We start from the raw sequence: 19,363 nt of genomic DNA on the forward strand, positions 1-19,363 counted from the left end.
CTCCATCAGACGGGGTCGGGTCACACGTGAAAGTCCCTCATGCCCAGCCATCCTTGGCGATCAAGGCTTTCAACCTATCCGCGTCATACTCTGCTTCCAATTGGGCTGCGGTGGTTTTCGCGACATCTTCATCACTTCCAGCGACCTCGACCGGCGGGGCCTTGCGCCATTCCGCCAGATAGGCATCCGCGTCTTTTGCGCCAATCTTCATGGCGCAGCGGTCAATCGCCTGCTCGAACCGCTCGGTCAACTGGATTTTATGCGCACGCCGCCCCTTGCCAACAATCACCTGCGCCGGAATATCCCGCCAATATACAATCACCAACTGCGCCATCTGCCATCCTTTGCTATCGGTCACAGACCCATTTAGGCCGGGACCAGACACAGGCCCGTCCGGAAACCGACCCAATGCCCCTGTAACCCGACCTGACAGATAGCCCATACCGCCCCCACAAGACGAGAGGCTGCCTGCGTCATTTTTCTCAACTTCATTATGACCAGAACCCGATGTGACGGTATTTTGCGCATGTCAAAGCTTGCTTATGGCAGCCGTGTTGATTACGTTCACAGTAACTCGAAATTGGAGGGCGATTATGACGCCCGAGCGTCCCACAGGCGTGGCCGCTTCCCCGAATGATATTGGCGCGCATCAGGTTGGTGCCGCCCCGAAATCGGTAAAGGCCGCGCGCCGACCTGGATCTCCTGCGCCACTCTATGCGGCGCTTGATCTGGGAACAAATAGTTGTCGCATGTTGATTGCGCGTCCTGTGGGCGGGCATTTCGAAGTTGTGGACAGCTTTTCCAAGGCGGTAGAGCTTGGAACAGGGTTGAAAACCTCGGGGATGTTGTCGCATCGCCCGATGCAACGCACGTTGCAGGCCCTGCGCATATGCCGGTCCAAACTGGACCAGCATAATGTGCGCAATATGCGCCTTGTTGCCACCGAAGCCTGCCGCCGTGCGCGCAACAGCCCCGATTTCATCCGCCGCGCGCATCAGGAAACCGGCCTTAAGCTGGATATCATCACCGCCGAGGAAGAAGCGCGGCTGGCTGTTGTTTCCTGCGCCTCGCTGGTTGCATCGGATACAGAGCAGTTATTGGTCATCGATATTGGCGGCGGCTCGACCGAGTTGGTGTGGATTGACCTGTCGCGCGTGGAACCCGAAAAACGGCGCAATGCGATCATGTCGATGCATCGTGGTGCCTTTGTGAATGCGCCCGCAGATAACAAGCCCCATGTCGTAGACTGGATCAGTGTGCCGCTGGGTGTGGCCACGCTGAAAGATTATTTCCGCGAAGTGGACGACGATTCTGCCCGCTTCGCGCTGATGAGCTGGTATTTTGAAGAACAACTCGAAGCCTTTACCCCCTACCGCGACGCCAAGGCGCATCGCGCGTTTCAGGTGATCGGCACCTCTGGCACCATCACGACTGTGGCGGCCTCTTACCTGCGGCTGAAACGCTATGACCGCAACAAGGTCGATGGGCTGGTCATGAATTCCGACCAAGTGGATAGCGTGATCCGCGAATATCTGGCACTTGGCCCCATCGGGCGGCGTCAAGACCCGCGCATCGGGCGCGAACGCCATACCCAGATCATGTCCGGCGCGGCGATCCTGACAGCGCTGATGCGTGTCTGGCCGACCGACAGAATGTCTGTCGCAGATCGTGGCCTGCGCGAGGGCCTGTTATTTGCGCAAATGAGCCGCGATGGCGCGCTTGACCTCAAACCTTAAAAGAAGCTCTGCAAGATCATGAAAATAAAGAATACATCCGGGCGTGGACAGCGCGAGCTGAAGGTCAAGGTCAAGACCGCGCGCGGGCGCAAACTCAGCTCTACCCGCTGGCTGGAACGGCAGTTGAATGACCCTTATGTGCTGGCGGCGCGGCGCGATGGTTATCGCGGGCGCGCGGCCTATAAACTGATCGAGCTGGATGACAAATACCGCTTTCTGCTGCCCGGCGCACGGGTGGTTGATCTGGGCTGCGCGCCCGGTGGCTGGCTGCAAGTCGCGGTCACGCGGGTGAATGCCTTGGGCGAGAAGCAGGGCAAACGTGTTGGTTCCGTGCTGGGCGTCGATCTGCAAGAGGTGGAACCCCTGCCCGGAGCAGAGGCGCATGTGCTTGATTTTCTTGACGAAGGGGCCGAAGAACAGGTCAAGGCGTGGCTGGGTGGCAAGGCAGATGTGGTGTTGTCCGACATGGCGGCGGCCTCCTCTGGCCATAAACAGACCGACCATTTGCGGATCATGTCGCTGTGCGAAGCGGCGGCGCATTTCGCCTTTGACGTGCTTGATGAAGGTGGCACATTCGTGGCCAAGGTTCTGGCAGGCGGGGCCGAGGGGGATTTGCAACACCTGCTAAAGCAGCATTTCCGCAAGGTGGCCAATGTCAAACCCCCTGCCAGCCGCGCGGACAGTTCCGAGAAATATGTTGTGGCGCAAGGGTTCCGGGGCCACCCTGAAAGTGACGCTGAATGACAGGCCGCTTTGACGCACGCGCGGGTGAGGTGCGTCTGGACGTTGCGCCGGAATTCCACGCGCAAGTCACCTTTATTGGCCATATCGAAAGCCCTTGGTCGCTGGAGGATTGCCCCAAAAACCTGCGCCAAGCGCGCGAGACGGGCCGGAACGCGGTGGTGCAGGTCGAACCCGCCTATCGGCGCGGGCTTGAAGGGATTGGCGCAGGAGATGCGCTTGTCCTGCTATACTGGATGAGCGAGGCCCCGCGCGACCTGATCCGCCAGACCCCGCGCCACCGCAACGAAGGTACGGGAACCTTTAATCTGCGCTCTCCCGCGCGGCCCAATCCGATTGGCATGGGGGTGGTGAAGGTGCTGGACATTGACATGGAACACGGGCGCATCCGCATAGATGCAATCGACGCGATCAACGGCACGCCCCTGATCGACATCAAGCCACACAAGCCGCAAGCCGATCTTGTTCCGGAATGAGGAAACAGGGGTAACACCTTGGCGTTCTTTATAAAACTAACCCTTGGCCTATTGGGCCTCTATGCCGCGCTGATTGCGCTTTTCGCGCTGATGCAGGGCGCGGTGCTGTTCCCGCGCAGCCTTGTGGGGCCTGCACCCGCTTTGCCACAGGGCACAGACCGGATAAGCCTGACGCGCCCCGATGGCAGCGTTTTGCATGGCAGCGTCATTGCAGGGCAAGACCCAAGCAAGCCCCTGATCCTTGCCTTTGGCGGCAATGCGTGGAATGCAGATGCAGTCGCGCTGTTTTTGCACCGTATTGCCCCGGAACACACGATTGCCGCCTTTCATTTCCGCGGCTACGCGCCCAGCACGGGCCGCCCATCTGCGCAAGCGCTGAAAGATGACGCCGTGGCCATTCACGACCGTGTTGCTGCACAGGGCCCAAACGGGGTGATTGTTGTGGGCTTCAGCATTGGCAGCGGCTTGGCCGCGCATCTCAGCGCAAAGCGGCCGATCGCGGGGGCAATTCTTGTTACCCCTTTTGATAGCCTTCTGGCCGTCGCGCAGCAGTCCTTGCCTTGGGCACCTGTGCGCTTTCTGTTCCGCCATGAAATGAACGCGCTGGTTGCGCTGAATGCCTCAGACGCGCCCATCGCGCTTGTCCTTGCAACGCAGGATGAGGTTATTCCCCCTGCCCGCGCTGAAGCGCTTGTAGACGGGTTGAGCACTGCAACCCGCCCTGTTGCCCATATCACCCGCATACCGGCAGGGCATAACGACATATATAATCATCCGGACTTCGCACCTGCAATGCGCGATGCGCTGGCCGCCTTGGGCGGTTAGGCGTTTTCGCGCCCTTCCAGATCTTCCGCGACCGCTTCGGCGCGGGCGGCAAGTTCGGTCAGCGCGTCAGTCACATCGGCAGGGATCACCGGCACCTCTATCCGCCTTGGCTGCGGCTCTGGCCGTGTGTGCAGGCGCGAAATTTCTTCGCGCAGCGAGTCGATCTCTGCCATGGCCGCTTTCAGCTTGTCATCGGACTCGGCGGTTTTGTCAGCAAGCATCAGCCCTGCCATCAGCAACATCCGCTCTGCAGGGACGCGGCCAATCTGGTTTAGCAAGGTGCGCGCTTCTGTATCCAGCATCTCGGCGGCTGAAATCAGGTATTTCTCTTCGCCCGGCTGGCAGGCGACGGTAAATTCTTTGTGGCCAATGGTAATGACTTGATCAGGCATTTGCGTCCTCCGACGAAATCAGCGGCTTCAATTCGCCCAGCACATCTTCCATTTCCGCCATTTCGGCAGCGCGTTCGGCGCGCAGCGCCTCAAGCTCTGCCAGAAGCGACCGGTTGATGGTGCTGGGTTCAATAACCTTTGCCTCGGACCCTTCGCGCAACTGGCGGTTTGCCTCGATCAGCTTGGTATTGGCTTTTTTCAGGCGCAGCATTTCCAGACTTTGCAGATCAAGCTGCTCTGTCATCCGCGCAAGTCGGCGCTCTAGCGTGGCAAAAGACCCCTCTTGCCGGTTGCGCACCGCATTCACACGTTCTGACAATTGTGCAGTCTTGCCGCGCTCTGCTTCCAGCTGGCGGCGCAGATCGTCAAGTTCGGTGGTATCAACGGGTTTCGCGGGGGCGCTGCCCAGCTTTTGGGCGCTTTTTGCGATCCGATCAAGCGCGCGACCCAAACGGCGCTCAAGGTCTGACACATTGCTCATGCGTTTGTCGCTTCCTGCTTCAATGCTCTTTTGACCAGCCGCAATCCCGAATCACTTTGAAAGCCAAACAAGACGCAAGCTGTTGCAGCCTAACCTCAAACCTGCCGGTTTCCAACAAGCTGTCATGAATTGAGGCGCTGTTGCGCATGGCTTTGCTTGAACTTGCTGCTGGGGCTGGTATGACGCCGCAAAGATTGGCCAGACAAGGAACGCCCCACGTGGATATTGCTGCCCTGCGAGACGCGCACCCCGATCACTGGAATAAGGCAACCGCCATCCGCACATTGGCGATGGATGCAGTCCAAGCCGCAAATTCCGGCCACCCCGGCATGCCCATGGGCATGGCCGATGTGGCAACAGTGCTGTTCGAGCGTCATCTGAAATTTGACGCCGCCGCCCCCGATTGGGCCGACCGCGACCGCTTCATCCTGTCTGCCGGTCACGGGTCCATGCTGATCTATGCGCTGCTGTATCTGACAGGCTATGAAGATATGACGCTGGAGCAGATCAAGAATTTCCGCCAATGGGGCGCGATTACGGCAGGGCACCCCGAATATGGCCATGTCAAAGGCGTGGAAACCACCACTGGCCCGCTGGGTCAGGGCATTTCAAACGCTGTGGGCTTTGCCATGGCCGAGGAGAAATTGCGCGCCGAATTTGGCCCCAAAGTGGTGGACCATTACACCTATGTCATCGCGGGCGATGGCTGCCTGATGGAAGGTATCAGCCACGAAGCCATCGGCTTGGCGGGCCACCAGAAACTGGGCCGCCTGATTGTGCTCTGGGACAATAACGACATCACCATTGATGGCCGCGTCAGCCTGTCTGACAGCACCGACCAGCGCGCCCGTTTCGCAGCGGCAGGCTGGAAGGTTTTGTCCTGTGACGGGCATAACCCCGAAGATATCGACCGCGCCCTTACTGCGGCCAAAGGCTCTGACCGGCCTGTGCTGATTGATTGCAAGACAATCATCGGCTTTGGCAGCCCGAAGAAGGCCGATACATCGGGCGCGCATGGCTCGCCTTTGGGGGATGCGGAAATCGCGGTCACCAAGGACATCTATGGCTGGCCCTATGGCCCGTTTGAAATCCCCGATGAGGTGCTGAAAGCATGGCGCGCCATTGGCGCACGTGGTGCCACCGCGCGGGCAGAGTGGGAACAGGCTTTCGGCAAACTCTCTGGCACGAAGCAGGCAGAGTTCACCCGCCGCATGTCCGGCCAGCCCCCCAAAAAGCTGGAAGCCGCGATCCGCGCGCTGAAAAAGCAAATCTCCGAGAATGCGCCTTGTGTCGCCACGCGCAAATCATCCGAAATGGTGCTGGAGGTCGTCAACGAAGTGATGCCCGAAACCATCGGCGGCTCGGCTGATCTGACAGGGTCGAACAACACCAAAACCAATGGTCTGGGCGTCTTCTCGCCCGAAGATCGCACGGGGCGCTATGTGTATTACGGCATCCGCGAACATGGCATGGCGGCTGCAATGAACGGCATGGCGCTGCATGGCGGGGTCAAACCCTATGGCGGCACCTTCCTGTGCTTCACCGATTATGCGCGCGGGTCCATGCGGCTGTCAGCGCTGATGGGCGTGCCTGTCACCTATGTCATGACGCATGATTCCATCGGCCTTGGCGAAGACGGCCCGACCCACCAGCCGGTCGAGCATCTGGCCATGCTGCGCGCCACGCCCAACACCCATGTCTTCCGCCCCTGCGACACAGTCGAAACGGCAGAAGCGTGGGAACTGGCCCTGACCAGCCCCGGCACACCCTCTGTGCTGGCACTGACACGCCAGAACCTGCCCACCTACCGGGTAGAGCACAAGGTCAAGAACCTGACAGCGCAGGGCGCTTATGTTCTGGCCGAGGCCGAGGGCAAACGCCAGGCGCTGCTGATGGCCACAGGCTCGGAAGTCGAAATAGCGATGGACGCGCGCGCGTTGTTGCAAGCCGAAGGGATCGGCACGCGCGTTGTCTCTTTACCCTGTTGGGAACTCTTCGAGGAGCAGCCAGAGGCCTATCGCCGCAAGGTTCTGCCCGCAGGGCCCGTGCGTGTGGCAATCGAGGCAGGCATCCGCTTCGGCTGGGATCGCTGGTTGTTCGGCGAACGTGGCCGGCGCGAGAAATCGGGCTTTGTGGGGATGCATGGTTTCGGCGCTTCTGCACCTGCGCCGGAACTTTACAAGCAGTTCGGCATCACCGCCGAGGCTGTTGCCGAAAAGGTCAAATCCCTGCTGTAACGCAATGCCGGGCTTGACCCGGCATCTCGTGCCTTGCGGGCCAGACATAAAAATGCCGGGCAATTGCCCGGCATTTTTCTACGCAAGGTGACCCAGTGGCGCGCTTAATGCGGTGTCACCCCCCGCAACCTTTCCCCGCGGCGGCGCAACAGTTCCACCACTGTCAGCAGCGCGATCGAGATCATCACAAGGATCGTCGCCACAGCCAGAATTGTCGGGCTGATATCTTCGCGGATCCCCGACCACATCTCGCGCGGGATGGTCCGTTGTTCCACACCGGCCACAAACAGCACCACCACGATCTCGTCAAAGGATGTGATAAAGGCAAACAGCGCCCCCGACACAACCCCCGGCAAGATCAGCGGCATGGTGATCTTGAAAAATGTCCGCGTGGGCGACGCGCCCAGATTGGCGGCAGCGCGGATCAGCGATTGGTCAAACCCGACAAGCGTGGCTGTCACGGTAATCACCACAAAGGGTGTGCCAAGGGCCGCATGGGCCAGCACGACGCCCAGATAGGTCTGGGCGATATTGATCGACGAGAAGAAAAAGAACATCCCCGCTGCCGAGATGATCAGCGGCACGATCATGGGAGAGATCAGAATACCCATGATCAGCCCCTTGGCAGGCATTTCCGAGCGCGACAGCCCAAGGGCGGCCAATGTTCCCAAAGTGGTCGAGACGATGGTTGCCGCAATCCCGATCCCGAAAGAATTGCGGATCGAGCGCATCCAGCTTTCAGACCCCAAAAAGTCACGATACCAGCGCAGGCTATAGCCATCGGGGTTCAGCGTCAGCATTTCGCGTGTGAAGGTAAAGAAAGGCTGCGCGTTGAAGCTTAGCGGGATCATGATCAGGATCGGCGCCAGCAGAAAGAAGAAAATCGCATAGCACAGCACCCGAAAGGTGTAATGCCAGATCTTGTCTTTCGTGGTGTAATAGGCGGGCATGGACATATGCGTTCTCCCTTACCCGAATTTCAGGCTGTCAGTACCGACAAGCCGGTTATACAGCCAATACAGAACCAGCACGCCCACAAGCAGCATGGTGCCAAGCGCGGCTGCCAGACCCCAGTTCAGCGATTGCTGGATATGGCGCGCAATCTCGTTCGAGATCATGCGCCCCGACTGCCCGCTCACCAGCGCAGGCGTGATGTAATAGCCAATCGAGATGATGAAAACCAACACCCCCCCTGCCCCGATCCCCGGCAGCGTCTGCGGGAAATAGACGCGCCGGAAGGCGGTCCATGGGGTCGCCCCAAGGCTTTTGGCCGCGCGCAGGTAGGTTGGCGGGATAGTCCGCATGACCGAATACAGCGGCAAGACCATGAAGGGCAGCAAAATATGCGTCATCGCAATGATTGTCCCAGTCTGATTGTAAATCAGACTGAACCTCCCATCGTCATTTATGAACCCCATGCCCACCAGCGCATTGTTGATGACACCTTGTTGTTGCAACAGCACAATCCAAGCCGAGGTGCGCACCAGAAGCGACGTCCAGAAGGGCAGCAACACTGCAATCATCAGCAGGTTTGCATAGCGCATCGGCAATGTAGACAGGTAATAGGCAATCGGAAAGCCCAAGAGAAAGGTCATCGCCGTGATCGCAAGGCTCAGGGCCAGCGTCCGCCCGAAGAGAGAGACATAAATCTGTCTGTTCTCGGGCCGTTTGACGATATTTCCCTCTGCGTCATATTCGCGGTCAAGAGCGGCCACATAGTAGGACAGTGTCAGCGGCCGGCCTTCGCGCTTGATAATCTGCCACAGTTCCGGCTGGCCCCAAAGCCGGTGCGCATCGGTGAATGCGTCCCTGTAGGGCGCGTCGAAATCCGGCACATTTCGGGCGGTGCGTGAAATTGCGCTTCGCGCCGCACTCAGTTCGTAATTCAGGCGAATACCCAGCGGGCCAATGGCCTGTTCGCGGCGCGGGCGATCAAGGTCTTCCATCATATCGGCATGGAGTGCGGCAAAGACCGGCTCATCCGGCACACCCTGCCCGTTCCAGTCTTCCAGCGCCACCAATGTGCGCGGCAAGGCATTGACGATCTGCGGGTTATCCACTGACCGCCACATCATCTGGGCAATGGGGAAAGCGAAGAAAATCAGGATAAAAGCCAGCAAAGGCGCAACAAGGGCAAGTGCGGTCAGCTTGCGGCGTCTGTTCGCGCGTTCCAGCGCGCGGCGCAGGGGCGTGCCGTCTGATGTCACCAATCTGCCGCGACTGTCGGTTGCTGTGCCCACAGCGCCTTCTTCAGACGTTGCGCTTTGAATCGCCATGCCCGCGCTCCTTGCAGAAGTATCTTTTTATATGCTCACTGCCCGATACAGGGCTTTCAGGGCGCGCAACTGCGCGCCCTGAACAGAATGGTTCAGATTACTGAAGCATCCAGTTTGCAAACCGCTCGCGCAGCTCGTCGCCGTAATCGACCCAGAAGTCGTTATCCAGCACGATGGGCGCAAAGTAGTTGTCGGGGTTGGTTGGCATATGCGGTGCCATGTCGATGCCAAGATCGGCATGCTGGCCCACCAGTTCCGCAGAAGATGCGCGCGCCGGACCGTAGCTGATGAACTTCGCCTGATCGGCCAGACGCTGTGTATCGGTGGCCCAATACAGATATTCCATCACCACTTCTTCATTCGGGCCATCTGCGGGCACAACCCAGCCGTCCCATTCCACAACCTGACCATCCCAGATGATCGCGGCATCCATGCCTTCAACTTCGATCGCATCGAACATCCGGCCATTATAGCCGGTTGCGAAAGCAACTTCGCCATCTGCCAGAAGCTGCGGTGCCTGTGCACCTTCAGTCCAGAAGATGATGTGATCCTTGATCGTGTCGAGCTTGGCAAAGGCGCGGTCCACACCTTCCGGAGTTGCCAGAACGTCATAGATGTCATCCGGGTCTACCCCATCCGCATACAGCGCCCATTCAAGGTTCGTGCCCGGACGGTCCTGCAACGCGCGACGACCGGGGAAATTCTCGACATCGAACAGGTCGGCAATCGAGCTTGGCTGCTCGGCCCCTTCAAATGCGCCGGGGCGATAGGTCAGCACGGTTGAATACACGATCTGCGGAATGAAGCACTCGCCCAGCGAACCGGGTAGGAAGTCTTCGGTTGGCGGCGTGCCATCGGGGGCAGCGGCCAGCATCGCATCATGGTCGATTTGCAGGATGATGCCTTCATCACAGGCAAGCTGCGCGTCCGATGGCAGCATATCCACCAAGTCCCAAGTCACATTGCCCGCTTGGGATTGTGCACGCAGGCTTGCCAGCGCATTGGCAGAGCCGTCATCATTGATGATGGTGACATGCGGATTCGCTTCCATGAATGGTTTATGATAGGCGCGCTGCTGGCTTGCAGTATACGCACCGCCCCATGATACAACGGTCAGCGACACCGGGTCTTGGGCAGCCGCACTCAGCGCAAGTACGCTGACAGCCGAACTCAGACCGATCAGTTTCAATTTGGATGACATAGTAACCTCCTTGGTTTGTTATCAGTCACAGGCCTTGGCCCGTGCTGTTTCAGACAGCCCCATCCCTCGGGCCGTAATGCACCCGCGCAACTGTCACTGTGGACAGTCAAGCGCGCGGCAGTCTTGCGGCATCCAGCCGATCTCGATCATGCTGCCCGGTTTGTGGCGCACCTGATCGGGCGCATTCCGGGTTTTCATGACGAAATTCTCGTTTCCAGCAACTTTAAGGCGCGTGCGGAACACATCGCCCATGTAAATGAACTCCAGCACTTCGGCTTTTATCATATGCGCATCATCGGCCAATCGTTCCTTATTGGCCTCGACCCGCTCGGGGCGGATAGAAACGCGCGTGCGCTCTCCGACCTTGGACACATTGACTGGCTTTGCATCTATCAGCACACCGCCATCCAGCTGCACCACACATGTGTCGCCCCTGATTTCCTTGACGACGCCATCTATGGTGTTGTTCTCGCCAATAAATTGCGCAACGAAGCTGTTGCGCGGCTCTTCATACAGCACATCTGGCGGGGCCAATTGCTGGATGCGCCCGTCCTCAAATACGGCCACATTGTCTGACATGGTCAGGGCTTCGGTCTGGTCATGGGTAACATACACTGTCGTAATTCCCAGATCATGCGCCAGACGCGTAATCTCGAACTGCATATGTTCGCGCAGCTGCTTGTCGAGGGCGCCAAGCGGTTCATCCATCAGCACCAGTTCCGGTTCAAAAACCAGCGCGCGCGCAAGTGCGATGCGCTGCTGCTGGCCGCCGGACAGTTGCGCGGGGCGGCGGTTGGCGAATGCGCCCATCTGCACCATGTCCAGCGCGCGCATCACGTTCTTTTCGCGGTCAGATTTGCCCATTCCGCGCACTTCCAACGGGAAAGACAGGTTTTCGCCCACGGTCATATGCGGGAAAAGCGCGTAATTCTGAAACACCATCCCAATGCCCCGCTTATGCGGCGGGACCGAGTTTATGGGCTTGCCATCCAGCAGGATTTCGCCGCTTGTGGCCGTCTCGAAGCCTGCAAGCATCATCAGGCAGGTCGTTTTTCCTGACCCCGATGGCCCAAGCATTGTGAGAAACTCACCTCTCGCCACGGAAAGGTTCAGGTCTTTGACGACAAGAGTTTCGCCATCGTAACTTTTCTGGACACCATCATATACGACGAATCCGTCGCTGTGCTGTGCTGCGACCACGTTCATCTCCCCGTAACTCGGCGGTCTTCCGCTCTCTTCATGGCTTAAGTAAAAACCAAGGAGTGCAATGAATGCAACCAATAACTTCGATTAGCGCAGTTTCAGCAGATTTTCAGGCTTTTCGCCTGATTTGTCTAAGCACCGCAGTTTTCTGTTCGGCAAATCGCCAGAGATTTAAGAAATAAACTGGGCGCAGCTTTTCACTGCTGGCCGATATACAACCTTCACGGCCCCCGCAGGGGACGAAGATATGATTGCTTTCCTACGGGATTTTTGGTGCGGTCGAGAAGACTCGAACTTCCACGGGTGTTACCCCACAGCGACCTCAACGCTGCGCGTCTACCAATTCCGCCACGACCGCACGCGACTTGGTGGGTGCCTGTTAGCCCCTCTCTCAGCCGTTGTGAAGAGGGAAAATACAGCCTGCGCGAAGTTCTCTGACCGTTGGATCGCGTCAATGCGACCAGCCCGCGCCCTGTGCGATATGGCCTGCCCGTATGCGCGCCCGCGCTGATGGACACAGCCGCCGCGACGCATTAGATACCGGACAATCCGACGGCTTGCCCGGCTTCGGGCGGGCGCATCATCGCGGAACAGGACCGCACAGGCAGGTGACAGAACCATGAACGACACTTTCGCCGATCACCTTGAATGGACGCATTTGCCGGGCCTGTCCGACTATGCGCAGACCCTTGCCGCGATGGAGGCCCGTGTGGCCGAAATTGCAAAAGGCACCGCACCAGAGGCGATCTGGCTGCTGGAACACCCCCCCCTGTACACAGCCGGAACAAGCGCAGCACCGGCCGACCTGACGCAGCCTGACAGATTCGCGGTGCATTACGCAGGGCGCGGCGGGCAATATACCTATCACGGCCCCGGACAGCGGGTAGTCTATGTCATGCTGGACCTGAACCGGCGGGGGCGCGATATCCGGTGTTTCGTGCATAATATGGAAAGCTGGGTCATCGCCACGCTGGGCGAATTCGGTATTCTGGCCGAACGGCGTGCGGGCCGGGTCGGCGTCTGGGTCACCCGCCCCGAGAAAGCCCCCCTGCCCGATGGCACATTGCGCGAGGACAAGATTGCCGCAATCGGTGTCAAAATCCGCCGCTGGGTCAGCTTTCACGGCCTGTCCATAAATGTGGAACCCGACCTGACCCATTTCGAGGGAATCATACCCTGCGGCATCCGCGATCATGGGGTTACATCGCTGGTCGATCTGGGCCTGCCGGTTACAATGGACGACCTCGACCTTGCGCTGAAACGGCAGTTTATTCACACATTCGACAATTGACATGCGTATAGGTGACTGATTCGCACTCACGCGTTCCGCTGCATCGCAGCAAATACCTTGATCCATGTCAAAAATATGCACTCTGCGACACTTGGAGCATTGCCCTATGAAAAACTGCATCCTAAAAGCATAGTATACCGCGATACACAGTGGCGTGTCCTATGCACCTGTCATCGTGGAGGCAGACTGGCCCCTACAATTATTGTCTGGGCCAAGCACGACAACAGTTGCGAGCAACGCAACAGGAATCGGGAACTGGAGTAGCCAATGGCCGATGCAGCCACGCATGACCACGGACATGAGGATACCCGCGGGTTCTTCACCCGCTGGTTCATGTCCACCAACCACAAGGATATCGGTATCCTTTACCTCTTCACCTCCGGTATTGTCGGCTTTATCGCTGTGGCCTTCTCGGTCTACATGCGCATGGAGCTGATGGAACCGGGTGTGCAGTATATGTGTATGGAAGGCGCAAGCCTTACCGCACAAACCGACTGTACCCCCAACGGGCATATCTGGAACGTGCTGGTCACGGCGCATGGCATCCTGATGATGTTCTTTGTGCTGATCCCCGCGCTGTTTGGTGGCTTTGGCAACTACTTCATGCCGCTACAGATTGGCGCGCCGGATATGGCGTTTCCGCGTCTGAACAACCTCAGCTACTGGTTGTTCGTTGCAGGGTCCGCGCTGGCTGTGGCATCGGTACTGTCGCCCGGCGGCAATGGCCAGCTTGGCTCTGGTGTAGGGTGGGTTCTGTATCCGCCTTTGTCCACCACCGAGGGTGGCTACTCGATGGACTTGGCGATTTTCGCGGTCCATGTTTCGGGTGCCTCTTCCATTCTGGGCGCGATCAACATCATCACCACTTTCCTGAACATGCGCGCCCCCGGGATGACACTGTTCAAGGTGCCGCTATTCGCGTGGTCCGTGTTCATCACGGCATGGATGATCCTGCTGGCGCTGCCGGTTCTTGCGGGCGCAATCACCATGCTGCTGACCGACCGGAACTTTGGCACCGCGTTCTTTGACCCTGCGGGCGGCGGTGATCCGATCCTGTATCAGCACATCCTGTGGTTCTTCGGCCATCCGGAAGTGTATATCATCATCATCCCCGGTTTCGGCATTATCAGCCATGTGATTGCGACCTTCTCGCGCAAGCCCATTTTCGGCTATCTGCCCATGGTCTGGGCGATGATCGCAATCGCGGTTCTGGGCTTCATCGTCTGGGCGCACCACATGTATACGGTGGGTATGTCGCTGACACAGCAGACCTATTTCATGCTGGCGACAATGGTGATCGCGGTGCCCACGGGCATCAAGATCTTCAGCTGGATAGCCACGATGTGGAAAGGCTCTGTCAGCTTTGAAACACCTATGCTGTGGGCCTTCGGCTTCCTGTTCCTGTTCACTGTGGGTGGTGTGACCGGCATCGTGCTGTCGCAGGCACCGATCGACCGGATCTATCACGACACTTACTATGTGGTGGCGCATTTCCACTATGTAATGAGCCTTGGCGCAGTGTTTGCCCTGTTTGCCGGTATCTATTACTGGATGGGCAAGATGTCTGGCCGCCAATACCCCGAATGGGCAGGCAAGCTGCACTTCTGGGCGATGTTCATCGGCGCGAATATCACCTTCTTCCCACAGCACTTCTTGGGTCGTCAGGGCATGCCACGCCGGTATATCGACTATCCCGAAGCCTATGCGCTGTGGAACTACGTTTCGTCCATCGGTGCATTCATCAGCTTTGCATCCTTCCTGTTCTTCATCGGGATCGTGTTCTACACGCTGAAATTCGGCGCACGCATCACTGAAAAGAACTACTGGAACGAGCATGCAGATACGCTGGAATGGACCCTGACCTCGCCCCCGCCCGAACATACGTTCGAGCAGCTTCCAAAGCGCGAAGACTGGGACAAGCAGGCGGCCCATTAACGGACTGGCGGCACTTTCCATGCCTATGTATTGGACGATAACACCTCAAGCCCCGGGCACAGTGCCCGGGGCTTTTGCGCTGGCTGCAAATGACGGTGCCGAATACCGGCTGTCGCTGATGCCGCATCTGTCAATGGGGCCGGATGGCTTTGTGCGCATCATCGGCATCAGCGCATTGGTTCTTGCGCTGCCGTTGCTGGGTGTGCTGGGCACCCCTGTTCTATGGGGGCTGTTGCCCTTTGCAGGGCTTGCGCTTTGGGCCTTATGGTATGCACTAAGCCGCAACAGTGCAGAGCGGCGCGCGTTGCGCGAAGACCTGTGTCTGACCAAAGAGCGGATCGAAATCACCCGCACCAACCCCCGCAAACCTGCGCAGCATTGGGAAGCCAACCCCTATTGGGTGCGTCTGAACCTTGCCGAAAAGGGCGGGGTGATCGAGAATTATCTGACCCTCGAGGGCAATGGCCGCGTGGTCGAGTTGGGGTCATTTCTCAGCCCCGAAGAACGCGCGGAATTATATGCCGAACTGTCGCACGCCCTGCGCCATCTGCGATAAAGCGCAGATCAGCTGTCCCGCCGCCCCGCAGTGCCAGTGCGCGCGGCCCGAAATGCCGCCGCAACCGCATCTGCGCGGCGGCGGTCTGCTGCATTCTCGGGGCCTTGCGACAGGGGCAAAAACCTGAACCGAAAGGCTTGCAGCCGCTTTTCAGCCTCTGCCTGCGGGTAGCCAATGGCATCCAGGCTTGCCGACAGCGGCACATCAGCGCCCATGCCATCGGGGCATAGGGCAAGCGACAGCCGGTCAAGCAACCGCCAGTCAAACCTTGGGCCGGGGTCTTCCTTGCGTTCGGGTGCCATGTCGGAATGCGCGATGACATCTTGCGGCGCAATGCGCCAGCGCGCCATCAAACTGGACATAAGCGCCTGAAGACACGCCATCTGCGGCTTGGGAAAAGGCTGGTCACCCGTATTCACCAACTCAATGCCGATGGAGTGGGAATTGATATCACTGATCGCGCACCACGCCCCTGCCCCCGCGTGCCACGCGCGGTCTTCGTCGCGCACCAGCTGCCACAGACGGCCCGAGGGAGAGATGACATAATGCGCCGAGACTTCGGCAGCCGGGTCGCACAAACGCGCCAGCGCGGCAGCGCTGTCGCGCATGCCGGTGTAATGCAGCACTATAAGCGAAGGGGCCGCCCCGTTACGGCGCGGCCCGAAATTTGGCGAAGGGTGCCACTGTGCCTGCAAGCGCTGCGATCACTGTCTTGTGCGGACAGTGCGCGCGGCTTGGCGAAATGGGGTCGGGTCCCACCAGCAGGCGAAGCCATCGCCATCGGGGTCCAGATGGTTGGGGTCACGCTCTGGCCCGCCAGCGGCAAGAAACGCCTCTTGCGCCAGATCCTGACTGGCGAACTGGCCACAGGCCCCTTCCCAGCGCCGCCAGCGCAGCGGATGATTGCGGGTATAGCGTTGCTGGCCGACATTATGCTGCGTGGACAAAGCATAGACAAACAGGTTCGGCCCGCTTGTGCCCGCTGACATCTCACTTTCGCTGACGCGCACTTGCGGCACGAAATCACGCTCGACCAAGCGGTCGGGTTGGGCCGCGCCAAAGGGTTGCGGCGTGAATTGCTGCGCGCTGACACCAGTGCCAGCACTGGCAGTCTGCATGGGCGCCGAGGGTTGGATTGCCGAAAGCGGCGCACCCACAGTCTGCTGCGCGACAGGGAATTGTTGTGGGGCTGCGGGTACGGGCGAAGGTGTGGGCGCGGCTTGCGGCATGGGCGCACCTCCACGCACAGCGGCAACCGCTTGCTGCCCGATGGACGCAGGCGCGCTGGACGGCTGGGCAAATTGGGGCGCATTGGAAGGGGCCTGCACATTGCGGGCCTGTGCTGCCTCGTTGCGGCGAATGCGCGAGAGTTCTTCTTGCGCACGCATATATTGCGCGTAATCGCTAAAGCCTACGCCACGCCCTGTCGTGTCGATGACATTGGAATAAGGTGCAGATCCTTCACACCCGGCCAAAAGTGCCGTGGCTGTGCCAATCGCAATCAGTGCCTTGTGAAAACGCATCGGACCTCTCAGCCTTGCAGGGATGTGTCGTAAGTTACCACCATTTTCCGGGTTTGGAAACAAAGCCTGTCGCGGCTTCAAGGACATGTGCAGTGTTCAGCAATGCCCCTTCTTCCCAAGGCCGCCCGATCAGTTGCAGACCCAGCGGCAAGCCCTTGGAATCCAGCCCCGCAGGCAGTGCGATGCCGGGCAGGCCCGCAAGGTTCACAGTCACGGTGAACACATCATTCAGATACATCTGCACGGGGTCTGCATTGGCCATCTCGCCCAAGCCAAACGCTGCGGAAGGGGTGGCGGGCGTCAGGATCGCGTCAATCCCTTGCGCGAATACATTCTCGAAATCGCGCTTGATCAGGGTGCGGACCTTGCGCGCGCGGTTGTAATAGGCGTCATAAAAGCCCGCCGACAACACATAGGTGCCGATCATGACGCGGCGCTGCACTTCCAGCCCGAATCCTTCGGCGCGGGTTTTCTCGTACATCTGGGTAATGCCATCGCCCGGCCCCAATGTGGCGCGGTGCCCGTAGCGCACCCCGTCATAGCGGGCAAGGTTGCTGGATGCCTCGGCAGGGGCGATGACGTAATAGGCAGGCAGCGCATATTTCGTATGCGGCAGCGAGATATCGACAATCTCTGCGCCCGCATCGCGCAGCATCTCGGCGCCCTTGTCCCAAAGTGCCGCAATCTCGGCGGGCATCGCGTCCAGCCGGTATTCGCGCGGGATTCCGATTTTGGTGCCGCGAATATCGCCTGTCAGCATCGCCTCGAAAACCGGCACGGGCAAGTCGGCGCTGGTCGAATCCTTGGCATCATGGCCGCACATCGCCTCTAGCATGATCGCCGCATCGCGCACGGTTTTCGTCATCGGACCGGCCTGATCGAGGCTGGAGGCAAAGGCCACAACGCCCCAGCGCGAACACCGCCCATAGGTGGGTTTGATCCCTACAGTGCCGGTAAAGGCCGCAGGCTGGCGGATGGACCCGCCTGTATCGGTGCCGGTCGCGGCCAAACACAAATCCGCCGCCACAGCCGCCGCCGACCCACCCGAAGACCCGCCCGGTGTCAGATCGCGCCCGTCCACTTTCCACGGGTTGACCACATTGCCATAGACCGAGGTTTCATTGCTGGACCCCATGGCGAATTCGTCCATGTTCAGCTTGCCCAGCATCACCGCGCCCGCATCGCGCAATTGCGCGCTGACGGTCGATTCATATTCCGGCTTGAACCCTTGCAATATGCGCGACGCCGCCTGAGAGGCGACACCTTCGGTGCAGAACAAATCCTTGATCCCCACAGGAATGCCGCACATTGCAGGCGCGTCACCCGCCTTGATCCGCGCATCGGCGGCTTTCGCACGCTCCAGCGCAATTTCGGGCGTGTGGTGGACAAAGGCGTTCAGCGTGCCCGCCCCCTCGATCGCGCCAAGGCAGGCTTCGGTCAGCGCAACCGAGGTTACGTCGCCCGCGCGCAAACGGTCGCGCGCATCGGCAATCGTCAATTTGTTCAGATCACTCATTCCACCACCTTCGGCACGGCAAAAAAGCCCTCGCGCGCATCGGGCGCATTTGACAGGATTTTGGGCTGCATGTCGCCATCTGTCACCGCATCCTTGCGCCGCTTCAGGCGCATTGGCGTGACCGAGGTCATCGGCTCCACCCCTTCGACATCGACCTCGTTCAGTTCTTCCATAAAGGTCAGAATCTGGCTGAGTTCCTGCGCCAGCGCGGGCAGATTATCTTCGGGAACCGCTATACGGGCAAGATGGGCCACCTTGCGCGCTGTCTCCAGGTCGATCTCGGACATGACCCCTCCGGGTTTTTTTCGGGTGTTTCCGCTCGCGTTTAGCCCGATGCCGCGAGAGGTGCAAGCGCGGCCCGCATGGATCGGCCTTGCAAGTTACCGCCCGCGCACGCAGGCGTGATGAAAAGGAATATTCACACCCGCAAGGCCAGTGGCTATCGTCGCATTCATCTAATGTGAAAGTGCCCCCTCATGCTGCGTTATCTTGGTATTCTGTCGCTCTGCGCGCTTGCGCTGCCGGCTTGGGCCTGCCCTGCCCCGCCTGTGGCCGAACTTGAAATCCATCTGGCCGCCGTCAATGCCGAACGCCGCCGCGCAGGGCGCGCGCCGCTGTCGCTGTCGCCTGAACTGGGGCGCGTGGCACAGGCCCATGCCTGCGACATGGCGAAGCGCGGGTATTTCAGCCATACCAGCCCCGACGGGCGCAACATGGCAGAGCGCACGAACCGCGCCGGACTGCCACGGCTTTGCGCAATGGGCGAGAATATCGCACGCGGCCAGCGCGATGTGCCCAGCGTCATGGCGGGATGGATGCGCTCCAGCGGGCACCGGCGCAATATTCTGGACCGTGACTTTACGCTTGTGGGCTTTGGCCGCGCGGACGGGCCGAACTGGGTGCAAGTCTTCGCGCGACCTTGTTGATTGTCGGCGCGCCCCCCCTGCGCTACATCTGACCCAGACTTGGTTCAG

20 protein-coding genes and 1 tRNA gene are annotated in these 19,363 nt (G+C 59.4%); 9 read left to right on the forward strand and 12 right to left on the reverse strand.

What is annotated here, in order from left to right:
* Positions 1–37: 37 nt before the first annotated feature.
* Positions 38–334 (reverse strand): virulence factor, encoded by a 297-nt coding sequence (locus BG455_RS14170; protein ID WP_071470667.1) that lies wholly within the window; start codon positions 332–334, stop codon positions 38–40.
* Between the two features lie 259 nt (positions 335–593).
* On the opposite strand from BG455_RS14170, the gene BG455_RS14175 reads away from it, so the two are divergent.
* The 4 genes from BG455_RS14175 to BG455_RS14190 are packed head-to-tail and all read left to right on the forward strand — an operon-like array spanning position 594 to position 3,778.
* Entirely contained in the window at positions 594–1,736 is a 1,143-nt protein-coding gene (locus tag BG455_RS14175) for a Ppx/GppA phosphatase family protein (protein WP_071470668.1), read from the forward strand.
* Between the two features lie 18 nt (positions 1,737–1,754).
* Positions 1,755–2,480: an RlmE family RNA methyltransferase gene (locus BG455_RS14180; protein ID WP_071470669.1), complete on the forward strand. Its 726-nt coding sequence runs from the start codon at positions 1,755–1,757 to the stop codon at positions 2,478–2,480.
* The gene (tsaA, locus tag BG455_RS14185; protein ID WP_071470670.1) at positions 2,477–2,953 is read left to right on the forward strand and encodes a tRNA (N6-threonylcarbamoyladenosine(37)-N6)-methyltransferase TrmO; all 477 of its coding nucleotides are present in this window, start codon (positions 2,477–2,479) and stop codon (positions 2,951–2,953) included. Before BG455_RS14180 ends, tsaA begins: the two co-directional genes overlap by 4 nt.
* Before the next feature lie 18 nt (positions 2,954–2,971).
* Positions 2,972–3,778, forward strand: coding sequence for an alpha/beta hydrolase (locus BG455_RS14190; RefSeq protein ID WP_071470671.1), 807 nt, complete (start codon positions 2,972–2,974; stop codon positions 3,776–3,778).
* On the opposite strand, the gene BG455_RS14195 is transcribed toward BG455_RS14190, so the two are convergent.
* Together BG455_RS14195 and BG455_RS14200 are read right to left on the reverse strand one after the other, a co-directional pair.
* Positions 3,775–4,170: a cell division protein ZapA gene (locus tag BG455_RS14195; protein WP_071470672.1), complete on the reverse strand. Its 396-nt coding sequence runs from the start codon at positions 4,168–4,170 to the stop codon at positions 3,775–3,777. The two genes, BG455_RS14190 and BG455_RS14195, sit on opposite strands and share 4 nt — an antisense overlap.
* The gene (locus BG455_RS14200; protein ID WP_071470673.1) at positions 4,163–4,651 is read right to left on the reverse strand and encodes a hypothetical protein; all 489 of its coding nucleotides are present in this window, start codon (positions 4,649–4,651) and stop codon (positions 4,163–4,165) included. Before BG455_RS14200 ends, BG455_RS14195 begins: the two co-directional genes overlap by 8 nt.
* A gap of 218 nt (positions 4,652–4,869) precedes the next feature.
* On the opposite strand from BG455_RS14200, the gene tkt reads away from it, so the two are divergent.
* Positions 4,870–6,888, forward strand: a complete 2,019-nt coding sequence (tkt, locus tag BG455_RS14205; RefSeq protein WP_071470674.1) for a transketolase — start codon at positions 4,870–4,872, stop codon at positions 6,886–6,888.
* A gap of 104 nt (positions 6,889–6,992) precedes the next feature.
* On the opposite strand, the gene BG455_RS14210 is transcribed toward tkt, so the two are convergent.
* The 5 genes from BG455_RS14210 to BG455_RS14230 form a co-directional block, all read right to left on the reverse strand.
* Positions 6,993–7,844 carry an ABC transporter permease gene (locus BG455_RS14210; RefSeq protein WP_071470675.1) on the reverse strand — a complete coding sequence of 284 codons (852 nt, stop codon included), beginning with the start codon at positions 7,842–7,844 and terminating at the stop codon, positions 6,993–6,995.
* 12 nt (positions 7,845–7,856) lie between these two features.
* Positions 7,857–9,164 carry an ABC transporter permease gene (locus BG455_RS14215; protein WP_084386453.1) on the reverse strand — a complete coding sequence of 436 codons (1,308 nt, stop codon included), beginning with the start codon at positions 9,162–9,164 and terminating at the stop codon, positions 7,857–7,859.
* A gap of 97 nt (positions 9,165–9,261) precedes the next feature.
* Positions 9,262–10,365: an ABC transporter substrate-binding protein gene (locus BG455_RS14220; protein WP_071470676.1), complete on the reverse strand. Its 1,104-nt coding sequence runs from the start codon at positions 10,363–10,365 to the stop codon at positions 9,262–9,264.
* Positions 10,366–10,458: 93 nt separating this feature from the next.
* Positions 10,459–11,571, reverse strand: coding sequence for an ABC transporter ATP-binding protein (locus BG455_RS14225; protein ID WP_071470677.1), 1,113 nt, complete (start codon positions 11,569–11,571; stop codon positions 10,459–10,461).
* A 268-nt stretch (positions 11,572–11,839) separates the two neighbouring features.
* A tRNA-Leu gene (locus BG455_RS14230) sits at positions 11,840–11,926 on the reverse strand.
* A gap of 261 nt (positions 11,927–12,187) precedes the next feature.
* On the opposite strand from BG455_RS14230, the gene lipB reads away from it, so the two are divergent.
* From lipB to BG455_RS14245, 3 genes are all read left to right on the forward strand, one after another.
* Positions 12,188–12,859: a lipoyl(octanoyl) transferase LipB gene (gene lipB, locus BG455_RS14235; protein WP_071470678.1), complete on the forward strand. Its 672-nt coding sequence runs from the start codon at positions 12,188–12,190 to the stop codon at positions 12,857–12,859.
* A 267-nt stretch (positions 12,860–13,126) separates the two neighbouring features.
* Positions 13,127–14,794 (forward strand): cytochrome c oxidase subunit I, encoded by a 1,668-nt coding sequence (gene ctaD, locus BG455_RS14240; protein WP_071470679.1) that lies wholly within the window; start codon positions 13,127–13,129, stop codon positions 14,792–14,794.
* Between the two features lie 61 nt (positions 14,795–14,855).
* Positions 14,856–15,350, forward strand: coding sequence for a DUF2244 domain-containing protein (locus BG455_RS14245; RefSeq protein ID WP_071470680.1), 495 nt, complete (start codon positions 14,856–14,858; stop codon positions 15,348–15,350).
* Between the two features lie 8 nt (positions 15,351–15,358).
* On the opposite strand, the gene BG455_RS14250 is transcribed toward BG455_RS14245, so the two are convergent.
* Genes BG455_RS14250 through gatC form a run of 4 tightly spaced genes read right to left on the reverse strand, consistent with a single transcriptional unit; the run spans position 15,359 to position 18,676 of the window.
* Complete coding sequence (locus BG455_RS14250; protein WP_071470681.1) at positions 15,359–16,045, reverse strand: N-acetylmuramoyl-L-alanine amidase; 687 nt, start codon at positions 16,043–16,045, stop codon at positions 15,359–15,361.
* 9 nt (positions 16,046–16,054) lie between these two features.
* Positions 16,055–16,873 carry a hypothetical protein gene (locus BG455_RS14255; protein ID WP_071470682.1) on the reverse strand — a complete coding sequence of 273 codons (819 nt, stop codon included), beginning with the start codon at positions 16,871–16,873 and terminating at the stop codon, positions 16,055–16,057.
* Positions 16,874–16,907: 34 nt separating this feature from the next.
* A complete protein-coding gene (gene gatA / locus BG455_RS14260) occupies positions 16,908–18,389 on the reverse strand; it encodes an Asp-tRNA(Asn)/Glu-tRNA(Gln) amidotransferase subunit GatA (RefSeq protein WP_071470683.1) in 1,482 nt (493 codons plus the stop codon).
* Positions 18,386–18,676 carry an Asp-tRNA(Asn)/Glu-tRNA(Gln) amidotransferase subunit GatC gene (gene gatC / locus BG455_RS14265; RefSeq protein WP_071470684.1) on the reverse strand — a complete coding sequence of 97 codons (291 nt, stop codon included), beginning with the start codon at positions 18,674–18,676 and terminating at the stop codon, positions 18,386–18,388. The genes gatA and gatC overlap by 4 nt, the downstream gene beginning before the upstream one ends.
* A gap of 189 nt (positions 18,677–18,865) precedes the next feature.
* Here gatC and BG455_RS14270 point away from each other — a divergent pair, with 189 nt between their 5' ends.
* Positions 18,866–19,315 (forward strand): CAP domain-containing protein, encoded by a 450-nt coding sequence (locus tag BG455_RS14270; RefSeq protein ID WP_071470685.1) that lies wholly within the window; start codon positions 18,866–18,868, stop codon positions 19,313–19,315.
* Positions 19,316–19,363 lie beyond the last annotated feature (48 nt).

Source organism: Roseinatronobacter thiooxidans (genome assembly GCF_001870675.1).
Classification (GTDB): domain Bacteria; phylum Pseudomonadota; class Alphaproteobacteria; order Rhodobacterales; family Rhodobacteraceae; genus Roseinatronobacter; species Roseinatronobacter thiooxidans.

Bases quoted from the DNA above. Each gene is read 5' to 3' on its own strand.
- BG455_RS14170 (WP_071470667.1), bottom strand. From the start codon at position 334: ATGGCGCAGTTGGTGATTGTATATTGGCGGGATATTCCGGCGCAGGTG.
- BG455_RS14175 (WP_071470668.1), top strand. From the start codon at position 594: ATGACGCCCGAGCGTCCCACAGGCGTGGCCGCTTCCCCGAATGATATT.
- BG455_RS14180 (WP_071470669.1), top strand. From the start codon at position 1,755: ATGAAAATAAAGAATACATCCGGGCGTGGACAGCGCGAGCTGAAGGTC.
- tsaA (WP_071470670.1), top strand. From the start codon at position 2,477: ATGACAGGCCGCTTTGACGCACGCGCGGGTGAGGTGCGTCTGGACGTT.
- BG455_RS14195 (WP_071470672.1), bottom strand. From the start codon at position 4,170: ATGCCTGATCAAGTCATTACCATTGGCCACAAAGAATTTACCGTCGCC.
- BG455_RS14200 (WP_071470673.1), bottom strand. From the start codon at position 4,651: ATGAGCAATGTGTCAGACCTTGAGCGCCGTTTGGGTCGCGCGCTTGAT.
- BG455_RS14210 (WP_071470675.1), bottom strand. From the start codon at position 7,844: ATGTCCATGCCCGCCTATTACACCACGAAAGACAAGATCTGGCATTAC.
- BG455_RS14215 (WP_084386453.1), bottom strand. From the start codon at position 9,164: ATGGCGATTCAAAGCGCAACGTCTGAAGAAGGCGCTGTGGGCACAGCA.
- BG455_RS14220 (WP_071470676.1), bottom strand. From the start codon at position 10,365: ATGTCATCCAAATTGAAACTGATCGGTCTGAGTTCGGCTGTCAGCGTA.
- BG455_RS14225 (WP_071470677.1), bottom strand. From the start codon at position 11,571: ATGAACGTGGTCGCAGCACAGCACAGCGACGGATTCGTCGTATATGAT.
- lipB (WP_071470678.1), top strand. From the start codon at position 12,188: ATGAACGACACTTTCGCCGATCACCTTGAATGGACGCATTTGCCGGGC.
- ctaD (WP_071470679.1), top strand. From the start codon at position 13,127: ATGGCCGATGCAGCCACGCATGACCACGGACATGAGGATACCCGCGGG.
- BG455_RS14255 (WP_071470682.1), bottom strand. From the start codon at position 16,873: ATGCGTTTTCACAAGGCACTGATTGCGATTGGCACAGCCACGGCACTT.
- gatA (WP_071470683.1), bottom strand. From the start codon at position 18,389: ATGAGTGATCTGAACAAATTGACGATTGCCGATGCGCGCGACCGTTTG.
- gatC (WP_071470684.1), bottom strand. From the start codon at position 18,676: ATGTCCGAGATCGACCTGGAGACAGCGCGCAAGGTGGCCCATCTTGCC.
- BG455_RS14270 (WP_071470685.1), top strand. From the start codon at position 18,866: ATGCTGCGTTATCTTGGTATTCTGTCGCTCTGCGCGCTTGCGCTGCCG.